Here is a 12304-nt window from a genome sequence, read left to right as displayed (position 1 = left end):
CGTCGATCTCATCCTTCGGCCGCCGCCCCAGCAGTGCCCATATTGCCGAAAGAAAATCCTTGAAAAACAGCGGCGAAAACACATTCTGCCAAAGTAGTGCTAGTTCTCGCGATGCTGAACTCCTGAGCAGCGTTGCCCTTTCGCTACCGTTTGGCGGCGAGCATGGTCGCGCTCCTGATCGACACGCCCGCTCAATTAATAAATCGAACAGCAAGCATGAGCCGGTCGCGGTGGATTGGCGGAGTGGCGCGATGGTAACATGACGTGTCCTGGACGAACCCAGTGCCTGCTTCGCCTTCAATCACGATTTCGTTCTCTATGCCAAATTGCTTATGCACGCTCGCTTTGCTTGCAGACGCCGAGCCGAAGAGCATACGAAAGGGCTTGCGCTTGTGCGAGTACTTCATCATGACGTGCGCCCCAGAGTTACGGTCGGTATCGGTTATATAGAAGCTTGCGTACACGAAATTGTATCCGTCGACGTCATAGTGGTAGTCGAGAACATTTTGATGCCTCAGCCGTCGGCGCTCCTCCTCGGAAAAATCGGACGCGAAGCTCCAGTTGAGGATCGTCATCACCTTAAGCGGTTCGTGCCCCAGATAAGTTCGCACGATGGCTCGTAGTACGGCATCATCGACGATGGCCTGCACAGCAGGACAGCGGGTCGGGTTGCTAATACCAGCGATTGGCACGGATCTCCCGTCGGGAGCTTTGCCTCGGATGACGTCCGAATACCGGAACGTGGGGCCATGCGGATCGTAGTTGGTGTGGAGCGGCTCCGTGCGTGCAAAGGCGTAAATTTCACTAACTATATGCGCTGGGAGGTTCAAACCTATGAACACCGCCTCTTCGGAGATGGCCGAAACAATCCGATCGACATTCTGGTTGGGAAACAATGTAGAGCTTCCGTTCTGTTGCACCGAAACTCGGCGATCCATCAGTCGTCTTGCGCCACCATAGGCCAAACGGACCGTCCAGAACCGGCCCAGGGCGTAATGAATGTCACCTTTGACAATTGTCGCCGCTATCCTACGGAGATTCACTGTCAGCCCCCGCTATAATTATTGTCGAAATTACTATCAGTGCTTTGCCCGGTGGAAAGGGCGTAATGCATAATTCGCGATTATGCGCTGCAAGTCGACGACAGGCAAGCCGCCGCATCCTGGCCCAAGGCCGCGCTATCAAAGTCCGCTAAGCACATCGGCGTCGAAGTCCCCGCTACGCTGCTGGCCCGCCCTGACGGGGCAGTCTGTTGATGTCGGCTGTTGGCCCATCGGCGACCTCGGAGGCCATCAGCTCTTCGGTCGATGCTGGCGGTAAACCGGACATTGGGCAACCAGCCGCCTAATAAGTACACGATTTAGACGAGCCTCACGTTCGTAGCCATCGGCTTGCCGGTGCGCTCGTTCAAACCAATCTCGAATCCGATGTGCTGTCCGACTTCGAGCGCTCGCGTCCCAAGCGGGAGCGCTGAGGCATGGCAAAAAATGTCGTGGCCATCGACGCGCAGAAACCCAAACCCGCGCTCGCCGTTCCAGTTCTTAACCAAGCCAATTTTCATCTCGTGTCCCCGTGGGAAGCTGCCCGAAATCCGGTCAGGCGAAGTCGCCGCCGGTCAGGTACTCGATGTCCGCGACAACGCCGAAATTGCCGCCGGTGCGCTGCATCACCATGATTGATCCGGTCTGATATTGAGTGGACAGCGCGGTCTTTGCTGATCGGTTCACGACGTGCGGGCTCGCTGCGAGCGTGATCGTGCCGGTGTTGTACATGACGAAGCCGCAGTTAAATCCTTCCGGCAGATCATTGGAAATCGTCACGGTGACGTTGGCCGTGTCGCCGCAGCGGAAGATTTTTCCTTCGTCGTCGCGGGTCACCGTGAGATTTCCGGTGAATGGAACGATCCATCCGCGCTGCTTAGCGTAGTCGTAGCTCATGGTTTGAATCCCTCAATCTGTTGGTCGCTGAGCTGCACGGCGCGATCGTGCCAGTCGTTGACGACCAATCACGGGGCAAATTCGATGTGCTGCAGCGCGCGAAGGGCGTCTTCCAACCCATTCCGGGACTTGAAGTGCCAGGAGCGAATAGTTTCACCCTGCGTTACGTTCGCATTAGAAAGGGTGCGGTCAATCGCCGCCAGGCGTGCCCATGCCTCACGGAAGGCGTTGAGCGCTTCGACGTAGGCCGCGCCGGCAGCATCCCGCTCGGCTGTGAGCTGTTGCCGGTTCATCGCTTGGCTTGCCCCAAGGCGCGCGCGAGGTCGGCTGGGAGCGGCTTCTTGACCGGCTCCGCCTGGCGCGGGTCACGCGTCGGCGTGATCTTGATTTCGACAACCGGCTGAAGGGCTTCGGTGACCTGTTTCGCCGCACCGTCGGCGTTTAACTTCTCGACCATTTGTAGTGTCCTTCTTGGGTTCTGATTTAGATCGTTTCGACAGAGCGCGTCACGTCAGCATCGATATGGCGCCGATCCGTGATGTGAGCGTTAACCATTGCGTCGACTTCACGACGGTTGCGCAAGCCAACGGCTTCTCCGATTTGATCTCGGAGCGCCTCCGCTGTTGAGCGAACGACCTGTAGGGCTTCGCGGTTTTGCTGGATGATGGCGACCGCGCCAGGATTTCTTAGGGCTGCTAATCGCTTCGCCGCGTCGACACGCAAATCTGCATCGACTCCATGCAGCATGCTCGGCGCCTCGATGATGCTTTCGAGAATTTCTGGGTCCGTATTGGGATCTTGGACGAGAGCGACATGATCGCCGCGCGACATTGGCTTGATAGCGGCCCTTATCTCCGCGCGGATCGGCGCTCGCTTCTCATCGAGTGTCGATCGGGAAGCCAACCCGCTTTCTCGATCGGAGAGCTTTGCGAGAGCCTGATCGAACAGACCATCGGAGCGCATGACATGATGTAGATGGGGCTTGATGGTGTCGGCAACCTTCGAGCGTTTTCCAGCCGGCGATAGATTGACGTCGTTGGCGATCTTCACAAGCTCTGCGGCGATGCTGTGCATAACATCGAGATTGCCGCGAGCCCGCGCTTTGATAGGTCCATCAGGCAGAGGCGCAACTTGGCTTTCGAGGTACTGGGCGAGAGAAGGCATTTTGGGTTTGACCTGTTGTTACGCGGCGTTGCTTCCGCGGGGCGTGCTGGACCGGAAGTTGGCGAGAAAGGTGGGAATGTGCAGAGCCCAGCGGCCAGCGACGTTTGTGGCGCCAGGCACACGGCCACTCTGAAGCGCGCGAAACACGCTCTTGCCGCGGCGACCGATAATCGGCGCGATAGCTGCCGCGCCCCACACGATTTCGTCTTGATGATTGCTGATCGACATGCGCGGCTCCGGTGAAGCTCGCGCCAGACACAAAAAAGCCGGGGCGAGCACCTCAGTGCATCTGCTCCCGGCAGCGTCTCGCTGTCGTAAAGAACCGCTACAGCGTCACGCTGCTGGTCCCGTAGAGAACAACTACAATATGGCACACTATTCCGCGCATTTCAACCTACCTAAGGTATGTCAACTTAGAATTGCACAAATCAACAGTTGTGGTGAGCGTAAAAAACTTGCAATTTCTGCGCAAAGGTCGCGGTGAATCGCAAAAGTAATTCATGCCCATTTGGATCGCGGATTTCTGGATTGAATCAACGTTGGTGCTACCGACGTCACAACCTGAACTCAGGTTGAAGCTCCCTGATTGTGAAGTTGCCTTTCAGAACGCGAAGCAGAGCGCCCTCACAAGCGAAGCACTTTCAGCGCAGATCGTTCTGCAAGCCGATAACATCGCCGACGCCGAAGAACTTGCCAATCGGCGAATTCGCGAGATCCTCGACGTACTCAGCTTCACGACCAGTAGCGCTTTCAAAATTTCTCGACCGCGTTTCCTGATGGACTGGACACCCGGACTAACGATCCGGCAGCAATACGCATACGGCCATGATAACCTCGCTGATCGCTGGCCTGATCTTCGCCCCGAACATCTGCATACGCTCGCGGAGATCGAGTCGCTGAGCAGTATCCGAACACTAAAAGCGCCGTTGCGCTGGTACGGCGCCGGAACGCGAGCATCCATAGCTGAGGATCAATTTCAGTATTTTTGGCTTGCTCTGGAGTTAATCGCCGAAATTACCAAGACGTCAGACCGGGTAACCGACAAATGCCAGCGGTGTCGCGGGGACTTGTTTTGCCCTGCCTGCAACGCCATTTCGGAGCATCGCCCTTTTCCGAAGCAGGCGATTGAAGCGCTCTTGACAAAGCTGAATGTCTCCAAAGAAAGGCAGCGCGACCTTTTTAAGGTTCGAAACGGCATTATCCATGGGCGAACTCGTTCGGAAATCGAAGCAGTGATAAGAGCAGATCAACCCGAGTTCGAGATCTCAAAAGCAATCGATTTCATGTGGCAAACCGCATTTATGGCAATTCTCAATGCGCTGAAGATACCTCAGAGCAAGATCGATCGTCTTGCATTTGGAGCACCTGATAGCATTGTCAGTCGAACACTCACGTTTAAGGCGCATATGCATATTGGAATGAAGGGCGATCCCAACGAGCCGCGCTTAGAGGACGTCGTAGTTCCGGAAGTTACGGCGGTCCGTGTTAATGGCCGCGGAGAACCGATTGATCCGCTAACGGGCGAACGGAAGCTCGACTGATATCAAATCCGCAGCTCAGTCCTCTTGAACCAATACTGCGGCCCGCTTAGATCGGTCAATGCCCACACCAGCGCGTCGACCCGATCCGGCGAATAGCCGACCTTGTTACGATCGAAATCCGACGTGAACGCGCACATCTGATCTTCAAGCACATCGAAGCCGCCGACGTGATGAACTTTGCGTTGCTCATAAAGTGCTGCGATCGGCTCCGCGCGCACCACCTTGCCACGGCTGGCATGCACAGCTTTGAAGCTGACCCGCGGATCGAGCGCGCGGATTGTCGCCTCAACCATGACGCCGCCGTTATTCACTTCTGCTAGGATTCGGTCCGCCTTGTGGCGGCGGTAGGCGCCGATCGCCTTCGCGGCCCATTCGTGCGGAGCGTAGCGGCCCGAGCAATCTTCGAGCACGTAAACTTGACCATCGCGCGTTACGCCGGCAACAACGATGCCGGTCTCGTCCGATCCCTCATTGTTTGAAACGGCGGGGTCGATCGCAACGACGATGCGACGCAGCTCCGGTGCCGCCGACACGCGGTCGCGGTCTAGCCAATCCAATTGCCACAGGGCGCCAGGATTGTCCGATAACAGTTCAGCATTCAGTTCCTGACGACCAAGTCGGGTGCCCTCGTAGCGCTGACGGACCGCAGCAAGGAAGGTCGGTGCAAGGTTGGCTTCGTTCTCGAACGTCGAGCCGCGCGTCACCACGACGTCTCCGCCTTCGCGCGCCAACAGTTCCTTGAGCAACTTGACCGGCCTCGGAGTCGTGGTCACAAGCCAGCGCGGGCGCCTCCCTAGGCGCAGGCCGAATTGGAGCATGTCCCACGTGCCTTGAATATCCGTCCACGCAGCCAGCTCGTCGGCCCACGCCGCGTCGTGCTCGGGGCCGCGGAGCCGGTCTGCCTCCTCACTGGAAAAGGTCGTCGCGATCGCGCCATTTGGCCACGTAAGGCGGCGCTTGCTCGACTCGTAAATCGGCCTATTCCACGGCGGTGCGGTGTTAAGCAGGCCTGAGACACCCTCGACCATTGTGTCGCGGGCGTCGGCCGCGGTGGCGGCTACCAAGGCGATGCGGCCGGCCTGGCGTGTCTCGATGAGATCGTGCACCCACCCTGCCCCGGCTCGAGTCTTCCCGAAGCCGCGACCGGCCAGGATCACCCATCCATTCCAATCGCCGGGCGGCGGTAGCTGGCTTGGTCGGGCCTTGGCGCGCCATCCGCCGTCCTCCAGCGCGTCGGCGAGCGCCGCGGCAATGCTGGTCATGGGGTAGGCTCCGGCGACGGGACGGGACAAGGCAGCCGCAAGGGCGTGGCATCGATCACCATGGGCGCTCTGCCCACGTCGGCGGCCCCGGCATCGAGTTCGCGCCATGCGGCCACGGTCGCCGCGCGGGCTTCCGGAAATGCTGCCAGCGCCCTCAGCTGTGCGGCCTGAAGTCGAGCGAATATCGGGCTGTTGATGATGTTCGTTACGTTGGTGACGTTGATTGTATTCCCGGCGAGAGCGGCAATCTCACCGGTCAGCTTGCCCAAGCGTTCCAACACGCCGACCAGGCTATTGGACACCAGCGCCACGCCCCGGGCGTCGCCGGCCTCGCTGCAAGCGGCCAGGCTCGACATCAGTGCGGTGCGGGTGATGCGGAAGTAATCGAGCACCGACTCGCCTTCGCTTGCTGCTTTTGCGCCAAGGGCCTCCATTTGGCTGGGCCCGGCTAGATAGCCGGCCTTAGCATCGTCGGTGACGTGGCGTGTCCAATGGCGGTGAATGGCGTCGCGGCTAAGCGGCTTGAATTTTTCAGCCAAGCTGTCGAGCGACGCGCCGCCAGCGCGCAAAAGCTCGATTCTCCATTTCTCGGGGTGCGAGCACACCGAGCACGCTGGGCCTTTTTTACTCAAGACTAACCTGCAAATTATCGTTGCAGGTGCAACTAATACCACAATATAGTTGCAGATGCAACTAAGCGGGCCTGAGCCGCCCGATTGTGGTGGGATCCACGGCATAGGACCGGGCGATGTCGACCTGTGTCTCGCCCGCAGCCAGGCGTCCAAGGGCCTCTGTGCGCTGGTGCGGTGTCAGCTTGCTTGGGCGCCCGAACCTCACGCCACGGTTCATGGCGCGCTTGCGGCCTTCGCCTGTGCGGGCCTTGATCAACTCGCGCTCAAACTCAGCAAGCCCGCCGAGCACGGTCAGCATCAATCGTCCGTGCGGCGTCGTGGTGTCTGCCCATGTGTCCCCCAGCGACCGGAAGCCGACCCCGCGTTCGCCAAGCGTGTGCAGGGTGTTAAGTAGGTCGCGCGTGCTGCGCGCCAAGCGGTCGAGCCGCGTCACGAGCAAGACATCACCGGACTTGGCAACACGGAGAAGCTTGGCCAGTTGAGCGCGGTCTGTCTTGGCGCCCGATGCCGTCTCGCTGAAAATCTTGGCCGCGCCAGCGGCGGTTAGGTCATGCATCTGCGCGGCGACGCTCTGACCATCGGTGGAGACTCGCGCGTACCCGTAAATGGTCATTTGGATCACCTGACATTTGCAGCCGATTTGTGCAGGTTAAAACCGCAATGGCGTCAACGCAATAGAAAAGCTGCAAAAGTTGTAAGTTATGCAGGTTCGAACAGGTGCGACAACTCCAGAATGACGTTGCGCGAATGGAAGCGGTTCAACCCCTTCTAATGCGTCGAGGCTCGCACGGTCGGGATCGAATCGATTTCCAAATTGCTTTCTCCGGTTCACTTCTGTGTTGATGAGCTAAGTACTTGAATTCATACGGACCGACCGGACCAAATACGGACCACGGTCCGACCGGTCCTCGCCGGCCATACGGACCGACCGGACCGCCCCCCTATAAGGGCGGTACGGCGGTCCCGGTCCGGTCAGGTTCTTTGAGGGCTAGGCGGCAATGGTCCGCCAGGTGCTGCCTTGGAAATTGCAGCGTCATCGGTCGTTGCGTGGTTGATGATCCGCACAAGGTGGTCCTGAACGAAAATCAATCTAGCAGCTAGCAGCTTCACTTGCCGCCGGTGCAAGTCGCGGTTCGGCTTGGCCGCGATCGGATCAACACCGCCGATCTTGAAGCATTGGTCCAGCCACTCACTTACCGTTACGGACCGACCCGGCATTTCCGGCCGCAATTGGCCTTTCGCCTTAAGTGCTTCGCCGAGAGCTTGCAGGGCCAGCTTGTCGTCGTCCGAGAGCTTGGTCGCCTTGCCCATCATCTCGCCGGTCTCCGTGACGCTGCCGACCACCAGGCTGCTCGCGGCCGTGAGATAATCGACGCGCCTTTTCCAGCCGTCCTCGCCATCCTTCATTTTGGTGCAGTGGATTTTGCCCCGGGTCAGCGGCTCATTCGAACCGCCCTCGCGAGTGACTTGGAACATGAAATCCGAGTTGGCTCCGAAATAGACCGAGCCGAACGTCTCCCCCGACTTGTTGACGTGATGCATTCCGATCGCCACGCCTCCGCCTATCTCGCCCAACTGCTGCAAGTGCTCCATGAATCGCGTTATGGATTTCGCGTCGTAAAAATCCTCACCGGGCAAAGCGCGCCCGACGGTGTCGACCATGACGGCAGCGAACCGGCGCCCGCCGGCAACGATAGCGGCCTTCAGTTCCTCGAACTGTGCCACGTCACCAAAGTTGACCGGCGAGCGCATGAACACGATTCGGTCAGTGTCGTCGGTGATACCGTGGTGCGCCTTGAACGCGTCGATGCGCCCCCTAAACCCCGTGGCGCCCTCACGAGCGATAAGCAACACGTAGCAGGGAACGCCCGGCAATTTGGCGCCGTGCCATTCCTGCAAGCCATACGCTAGATGTAGCAACAGATCGAACCCGATGAACGATTTGCCGCTGGCATATTCGCCATAGATCAGCCCGACGCCCTGCTCGGGGATCCAGTCGCCAACCAGCCACTTCGCCGTAGGCAGTTTGCGCAGGTCGGAAACGGTCTCGAATAGATATCGCGGGGCTGCCGGCTTTGGCTGTGCAGGAAACGGTACAACAGTCACAGGTTTTGCTTTCTGTAGGTGTTCGGTGAAACGGCGCTCGGTCCAGCGCTCGACTTTCTTGGTGTCACTGTAGGGCAGACCGGCCGCGATCCATTGTGCATAACCGGCGTCGTCCAGATCAAAGAACCGGTCGAGACGTTTGAGCCGCCGTGCCTCGCGCTTGTCGCTCCACTGTTTGAGCTTGGTCTGTGATTTCGGGGACAACTGAGCCGTGCGAAAGCATTTCAGCCGGTCGTTGTTCTCCGCCTTGTGCGCGCGCTCCGCGACCCGATCTCTGCGTTCTATTTCACTAGCTAACACGGGCATCTTGTCGACGATGCCTTGCAGCCTTGCGCGGGTCTCCTTGTTTCGACGAGGAACGTTCCCGTCGTTGTAGAACCACTCTTGCCGCTCGTGCGTCACCCACTCGGTCGGATCGACAACTGTTGCAGACGCAGAATCGCAATCCGGCCATTGACCAGGTACGCGAACGATCGGTCGATACTTGCGATCATAGATGACGGAGGCGCGCTCTGTGACGAACACACCATAGGGCAGAAGGTCAGGGTCTTTGATTGCAGCGATACTCATCACTAGGTCTCCAGAAAATATTTGCTGGGACCCAACATCGACACTTGCGGCTTCGTCGAAATGTGATATTAAGAAACTGTCTTTGACGGGACGGGTTACTTGCACATACATTCCGACAGCCTCAGCGCGCCAACGCTGGGGCTGTTTCGTTAGTCCCGCGGTCGCGGCGGTTTTGGTGCGAGCGGGTGAGCTTGGCAGAAAAGTAGCCATTGCAGATCTTGGTGCAGTTCATCGCAACGAGTTCGCCACGCCGAAGGCTCAACCACGATCTCCTGCGGGTATCGCTCGACGTGTTCGCGAAAGAGCGTGAACACGTGCTCGACGGCCTTATCGATCTCCGTCGTCACGCTGCGACTCCCTGGCTGGCGGCTTCACGGGCACGCAGCCATTCGGTATTTGCTTCCTCTGTAATGCGGACGATGCGCCCAACATTGTAGGTCCGCGGCGCTTGGCCCTGCCCGCGTAATTTGTAGAAAAATGGCCGGCTAAAGCGATGCAGTTGGCACCATTCGTCAATCGAAAATGATCGCATAGCGACCTCCGTTCATGAGCACACATCGGCGCCCGACAAAGATGTGGGTGAAGTCGGCGCGCTACACGATGAGAAACGAGGCTGAACGGTGCGAAACGAAGTTGCCAAACGGCGCTGACTATCTACGCTTATACACCGGCGCTAAGTGCCTGTCAACGCTAAGGAATTTGTCAACATAAAATTGAAGTCGGAACGCTATCGGTTTGGTTCAATTCGAAGTTTACACGCTAGATGTTGTGAATCGCGGAGCACCGGCGCGGATCGCATCGGCAATGAAGCTCGGCGCCAAATGTCCATAGTGCTTTTCAACCATGCGAGTCGTCGAGTGTCCGAGATTCTTCGCGACGACCATCAGCGGCACACCGGCCATAATACAGTGCGATGCCCATGTGTGACGCAGCGCGTGAAAGTTGGTGGGTGCAATCTTCGCCAGCTTGCTCGCCTCGGCGATTGGATCCTTTTGCCACGATGACTGCCACGCATCGCCGCTATCCCTCACGAACAAAGTTTCACTGGCCGCCCTGCCCTTTGTGATCTCGCGGTAAAATTCGATACCGTCAACCGTCAGAACAATGTCGCGCGGCTTGTCCGACTTGGATTGGCGAATGGCAATGGTACCACTGTCTGTGTTGAAGTCCGCGACGGTGAGACCGCACAACTCGCCATATCGCGCCCCGGTTTCCAGTGCACCGCGGACCAACCGCCGGAAATCCGGCGCGCACGCGTCCAGCAGGCTCTTGGCTTCCTTGATGGTCAGATACCGGATGCGCGCCGAGTCCACGCCCTTGAACGGCTTCACCCGACGCCATGCAGCATCGGAGGGAATGGCTTTCGGGTGGTCATGGGCACAGAGGTTGAGTGCGGCTTTTAGGATCGTCAAAATCCTGTTCGTTGAAGATTGCCGCCGTCGTTGGTTCTCCGGATCGTTGGTCGACTTGAATTGTTGCTTTTCGCCCTTCTTTGTCCGGATGCGGGCCGGAGCCTTGGCCAGCTTGGAGAGCCAAGAGCGCACCTGTTCCGGCGTCAGTGCGTTGATCTCGACTGCCCCCAGCGTCGGCAGGATAAACGCCTCGGCCGCATAGCGCGCCTCTTGCCCCGATCGGCTGCGCTTCGATTCCAAATATGTGAGGTAGCTTTCAATCGCATCCTTGACGGTGAGCGGCTTTCTCTTTCCCGCCACCGCGTGCGCACGGTCGACCATGCGGGACCGCGCCAGCGTTTGCGCTTGGGCGAATGACAGGATGGCCACGCCGTCGGGGTCGCTGAAATCGTCCGCGGTGGCGATCGCCTCGATCTCGTATTTCTGCTCGCCGATGTAGTGCCGCGCCAGCCACTTGCCGGCGCCGCTAAGCGGCTTGCGATAGCCAAGGTGCAGTCCAGGCTCCAACCCGCGCCAGTACGGCTTGCCGCGGGCCTTAAGGCGGCCGCGCGCCGTTCTCGTGTCCAATATCGCATCTCGAATTGTGCGCGCCATGCATCTGTTCTCCGGTGGAGAGTGGGAACGTGTCCAACAGATGTCCAATATATGCGGGTAAACGTCAATAGACCGGCATGCACCCAAGTAGGCCGATTCATTGAGATTATTGAGTTATCCGGAACGCCAGTAGACCCCCATATATGCCGTACCAATTCTTTCACGGTGGAGAGAGCGTTCGATTCCGCTAGGGAGCGCCATCATCCGCCGTTGGATGACAGGGCGAAATCTGCCGGCCCCGCATGAACCTCCCCGCCCCTCGCCTCCGACCAATGTCCAGATGGAACTGGATGCAGGCCGATGGCGCAGCACAAATCTCCCTCGGACGACCAGGCCGGGATTGCCTCGCCGACGCCTCCGCCATGGATCCACCGCACGGCAGCCTACGTGCCGGAGCGGCGCGCCAGAATGCTGGAGCACATGGCGCGCGCCAGATCGCTGCCTCGGGCAACGACTGCGTCGGAGCCGTCGCATACGGCAGGCACGACCATTCTCGCTGACGCGTACGGCTACGCCGTCCTGTTCGGCATCATCGCGCTGCTGTTTCAGTCGCGCGTTCCTCTCTACCTCGGCGCCTTCCTCTTCTTCACCGATGGCGAGCGCATCGAACTCGCGCTTGGAAAGATCGGCATCCGTCTCGAGCCCGACACGATCGGACCCGACATCATCAAGGGCTTCGTCTCCCTGTTCGGATGGTTCGCGCTGCTGGCCTCGCTGAAAGCGTCCGTTCCCGCGTGGCTCGCGACATGGATGCTTCCGGACGCATCATGGTCCTTCGTCGCCGGAATCGCTCTTTTGTTCGCCATCGTCGAAGCATTCGCAACGCGCGCGATGCAGCATGCATTGCCGTGGTTCGGATTTGAGAGGCGACCGAGCGGCCTGGCCTGCGCGACGATCAAGCTCGCTATGGCCCTTGGCGTGCTGGCTCTGCTGGTGCTGCTCGGATGACGCGATCGTGAGGTCACGGGCCTGACAATCGCGGCGCTATGCCGCCCGCCCCGATCTGCGCATTTACCGGAAATTTACCCCTGCTCGTGAGCGCCGGTATCATTTGCTTAGAATTTGATTGCTACCGTGGAATTACGG

Annotated in this window: 15 protein-coding genes; 2 read left to right on the top strand and 13 right to left on the bottom strand. The window is 58.9% G+C overall.

Features of this window, described 5'->3' with window-relative positions; translation table 11 throughout:
• Positions 1-191 precede the first annotated feature (191 nt).
• From IVB42_RS40325 to IVB42_RS40295, 7 genes are all read right to left on the bottom strand, one after another.
• A complete protein-coding gene (locus IVB42_RS40325; RefSeq protein ID WP_247472147.1) occupies positions 192-965 on the bottom strand; it encodes a hypothetical protein in 774 nt (257 codons plus the stop codon).
• A gap of 395 nt (positions 966-1360) precedes the next feature.
• Positions 1361-1561 carry a cold shock domain-containing protein gene (locus tag IVB42_RS40320; RefSeq protein ID WP_247395103.1) on the bottom strand — a complete coding sequence of 67 codons (201 nt, stop codon included), beginning with the start codon at positions 1559-1561 and terminating at the stop codon, positions 1361-1363.
• 34 nt (positions 1562-1595) lie between these two features.
• Positions 1596-1937 carry a hypothetical protein gene (locus IVB42_RS40315; protein WP_247472145.1) on the bottom strand — a complete coding sequence of 114 codons (342 nt, stop codon included), beginning with the start codon at positions 1935-1937 and terminating at the stop codon, positions 1596-1598.
• 68 nt (positions 1938-2005) lie between these two features.
• A complete protein-coding gene (locus IVB42_RS40310; protein ID WP_247395107.1) occupies positions 2006-2230 on the bottom strand; it encodes a hypothetical protein in 225 nt (74 codons plus the stop codon).
• Positions 2227-2394, bottom strand: a complete 168-nt coding sequence (locus IVB42_RS40305; RefSeq protein WP_247395123.1) for a hypothetical protein — start codon at positions 2392-2394, stop codon at positions 2227-2229. The genes IVB42_RS40310 and IVB42_RS40305 overlap by 4 nt, the downstream gene beginning before the upstream one ends.
• 26 nt (positions 2395-2420) lie before the next feature.
• Positions 2421-3101: a hypothetical protein gene (locus IVB42_RS40300; protein WP_247472142.1), complete on the bottom strand. Its 681-nt coding sequence runs from the start codon at positions 3099-3101 to the stop codon at positions 2421-2423.
• 18 nt (positions 3102-3119) lie between these two features.
• On the bottom strand, positions 3120-3329 hold the full coding sequence (locus IVB42_RS40295) for a hypothetical protein (RefSeq protein ID WP_247395128.1): 210 nt from the start codon (positions 3327-3329) through the stop codon (positions 3120-3122).
• A gap of 272 nt (positions 3330-3601) precedes the next feature.
• On the opposite strand from IVB42_RS40295, the gene mauJ reads away from it, so the two are divergent.
• A complete protein-coding gene (mauJ, locus tag IVB42_RS40290; RefSeq protein ID WP_247395132.1) occupies positions 3602-4642 on the top strand; it encodes a methylamine utilization protein MauJ in 1041 nt (346 codons plus the stop codon).
• 2 nt (positions 4643-4644) lie between these two features.
• Here the strand turns inward: mauJ and IVB42_RS40285 are convergent, their stop codons facing one another.
• The 6 genes from IVB42_RS40285 to IVB42_RS40260 form a co-directional block, all read right to left on the bottom strand.
• Entirely contained in the window at positions 4645-5904 is a 1260-nt protein-coding gene (locus IVB42_RS40285; RefSeq protein WP_247395134.1) for a terminase family protein, read from the bottom strand.
• Positions 5901-6536: a hypothetical protein gene (locus IVB42_RS40280; protein WP_247395153.1), complete on the bottom strand. Its 636-nt coding sequence runs from the start codon at positions 6534-6536 to the stop codon at positions 5901-5903. The genes IVB42_RS40285 and IVB42_RS40280 overlap by 4 nt, the downstream gene beginning before the upstream one ends.
• Before the next feature lie 61 nt (positions 6537-6597).
• The gene (locus tag IVB42_RS40275) at positions 6598-7149 is read right to left on the bottom strand and encodes a recombinase family protein (protein ID WP_247395155.1); all 552 of its coding nucleotides are present in this window, start codon (positions 7147-7149) and stop codon (positions 6598-6600) included.
• A gap of 359 nt (positions 7150-7508) precedes the next feature.
• Positions 7509-9212 (bottom strand): AAA family ATPase, encoded by a 1704-nt coding sequence (locus IVB42_RS40270; protein ID WP_247472138.1) that lies wholly within the window; start codon positions 9210-9212, stop codon positions 7509-7511.
• Positions 9213-9361: 149 nt separating this feature from the next.
• Entirely contained in the window at positions 9362-9559 is a 198-nt protein-coding gene (locus tag IVB42_RS40265; protein WP_247395179.1) for a hypothetical protein, read from the bottom strand.
• 405 nt (positions 9560-9964) lie between these two features.
• A complete protein-coding gene (locus IVB42_RS40260; protein ID WP_247395182.1) occupies positions 9965-11218 on the bottom strand; it encodes a site-specific integrase in 1254 nt (417 codons plus the stop codon).
• Positions 11219-11518: 300 nt separating this feature from the next.
• On the opposite strand from IVB42_RS40260, the gene IVB42_RS40255 reads away from it, so the two are divergent.
• Complete coding sequence (locus IVB42_RS40255; RefSeq protein ID WP_247297367.1) at positions 11519-12166, top strand: hypothetical protein; 648 nt, start codon at positions 11519-11521, stop codon at positions 12164-12166.
• Positions 12167-12304: the final 138 nt, after the last annotated feature.

The sequence above is a fragment of the Bradyrhizobium sp. 45 genome (assembly GCF_023073155.1).
GTDB classification, from domain to species: Bacteria; Pseudomonadota; Alphaproteobacteria; order Rhizobiales; family Xanthobacteraceae; genus Bradyrhizobium; species Bradyrhizobium canariense_D.
This window is presented reverse-complemented; position numbering and strand designations above follow the sequence as displayed.

What these genes read in the sequence shown, in the direction of transcription:
- IVB42_RS40320 (WP_247395103.1), bottom strand. Translation starts at nt 1,561, where the DNA reads ATGAAAATTGGCTTGGTTAAGAACTGGAACGGCGAGCGCGGGTTTGGG.
- IVB42_RS40315 (WP_247472145.1), bottom strand. Translation starts at nt 1,937, where the DNA reads ATGAGCTACGACTACGCTAAGCAGCGCGGATGGATCGTTCCATTCACC.
- IVB42_RS40310 (WP_247395107.1), bottom strand. Translation starts at nt 2,230, where the DNA reads ATGAACCGGCAACAGCTCACAGCCGAGCGGGATGCTGCCGGCGCGGCC.
- IVB42_RS40305 (WP_247395123.1), bottom strand. Translation starts at nt 2,394, where the DNA reads ATGGTCGAGAAGTTAAACGCCGACGGTGCGGCGAAACAGGTCACCGAA.
- IVB42_RS40300 (WP_247472142.1), bottom strand. Translation starts at nt 3,101, where the DNA reads ATGCCTTCTCTCGCCCAGTACCTCGAAAGCCAAGTTGCGCCTCTGCCT.
- IVB42_RS40295 (WP_247395128.1), bottom strand. Translation starts at nt 3,329, where the DNA reads ATGTCGATCAGCAATCATCAAGACGAAATCGTGTGGGGCGCGGCAGCT.
- mauJ (WP_247395132.1), top strand. Translation starts at nt 3,602, where the DNA reads ATGCCCATTTGGATCGCGGATTTCTGGATTGAATCAACGTTGGTGCTA.
- IVB42_RS40285 (WP_247395134.1), bottom strand. Translation starts at nt 5,904, where the DNA reads ATGACCAGCATTGCCGCGGCGCTCGCCGACGCGCTGGAGGACGGCGGA.
- IVB42_RS40275 (WP_247395155.1), bottom strand. Translation starts at nt 7,149, where the DNA reads ATGACCATTTACGGGTACGCGCGAGTCTCCACCGATGGTCAGAGCGTC.
- IVB42_RS40270 (WP_247472138.1), bottom strand. Translation starts at nt 9,212, where the DNA reads ATGAGTATCGCTGCAATCAAAGACCCTGACCTTCTGCCCTATGGTGTG.
- IVB42_RS40260 (WP_247395182.1), bottom strand. Translation starts at nt 11,218, where the DNA reads ATGGCGCGCACAATTCGAGATGCGATATTGGACACGAGAACGGCGCGC.
- IVB42_RS40255 (WP_247297367.1), top strand. Translation starts at nt 11,519, where the DNA reads ATGGCGCAGCACAAATCTCCCTCGGACGACCAGGCCGGGATTGCCTCG.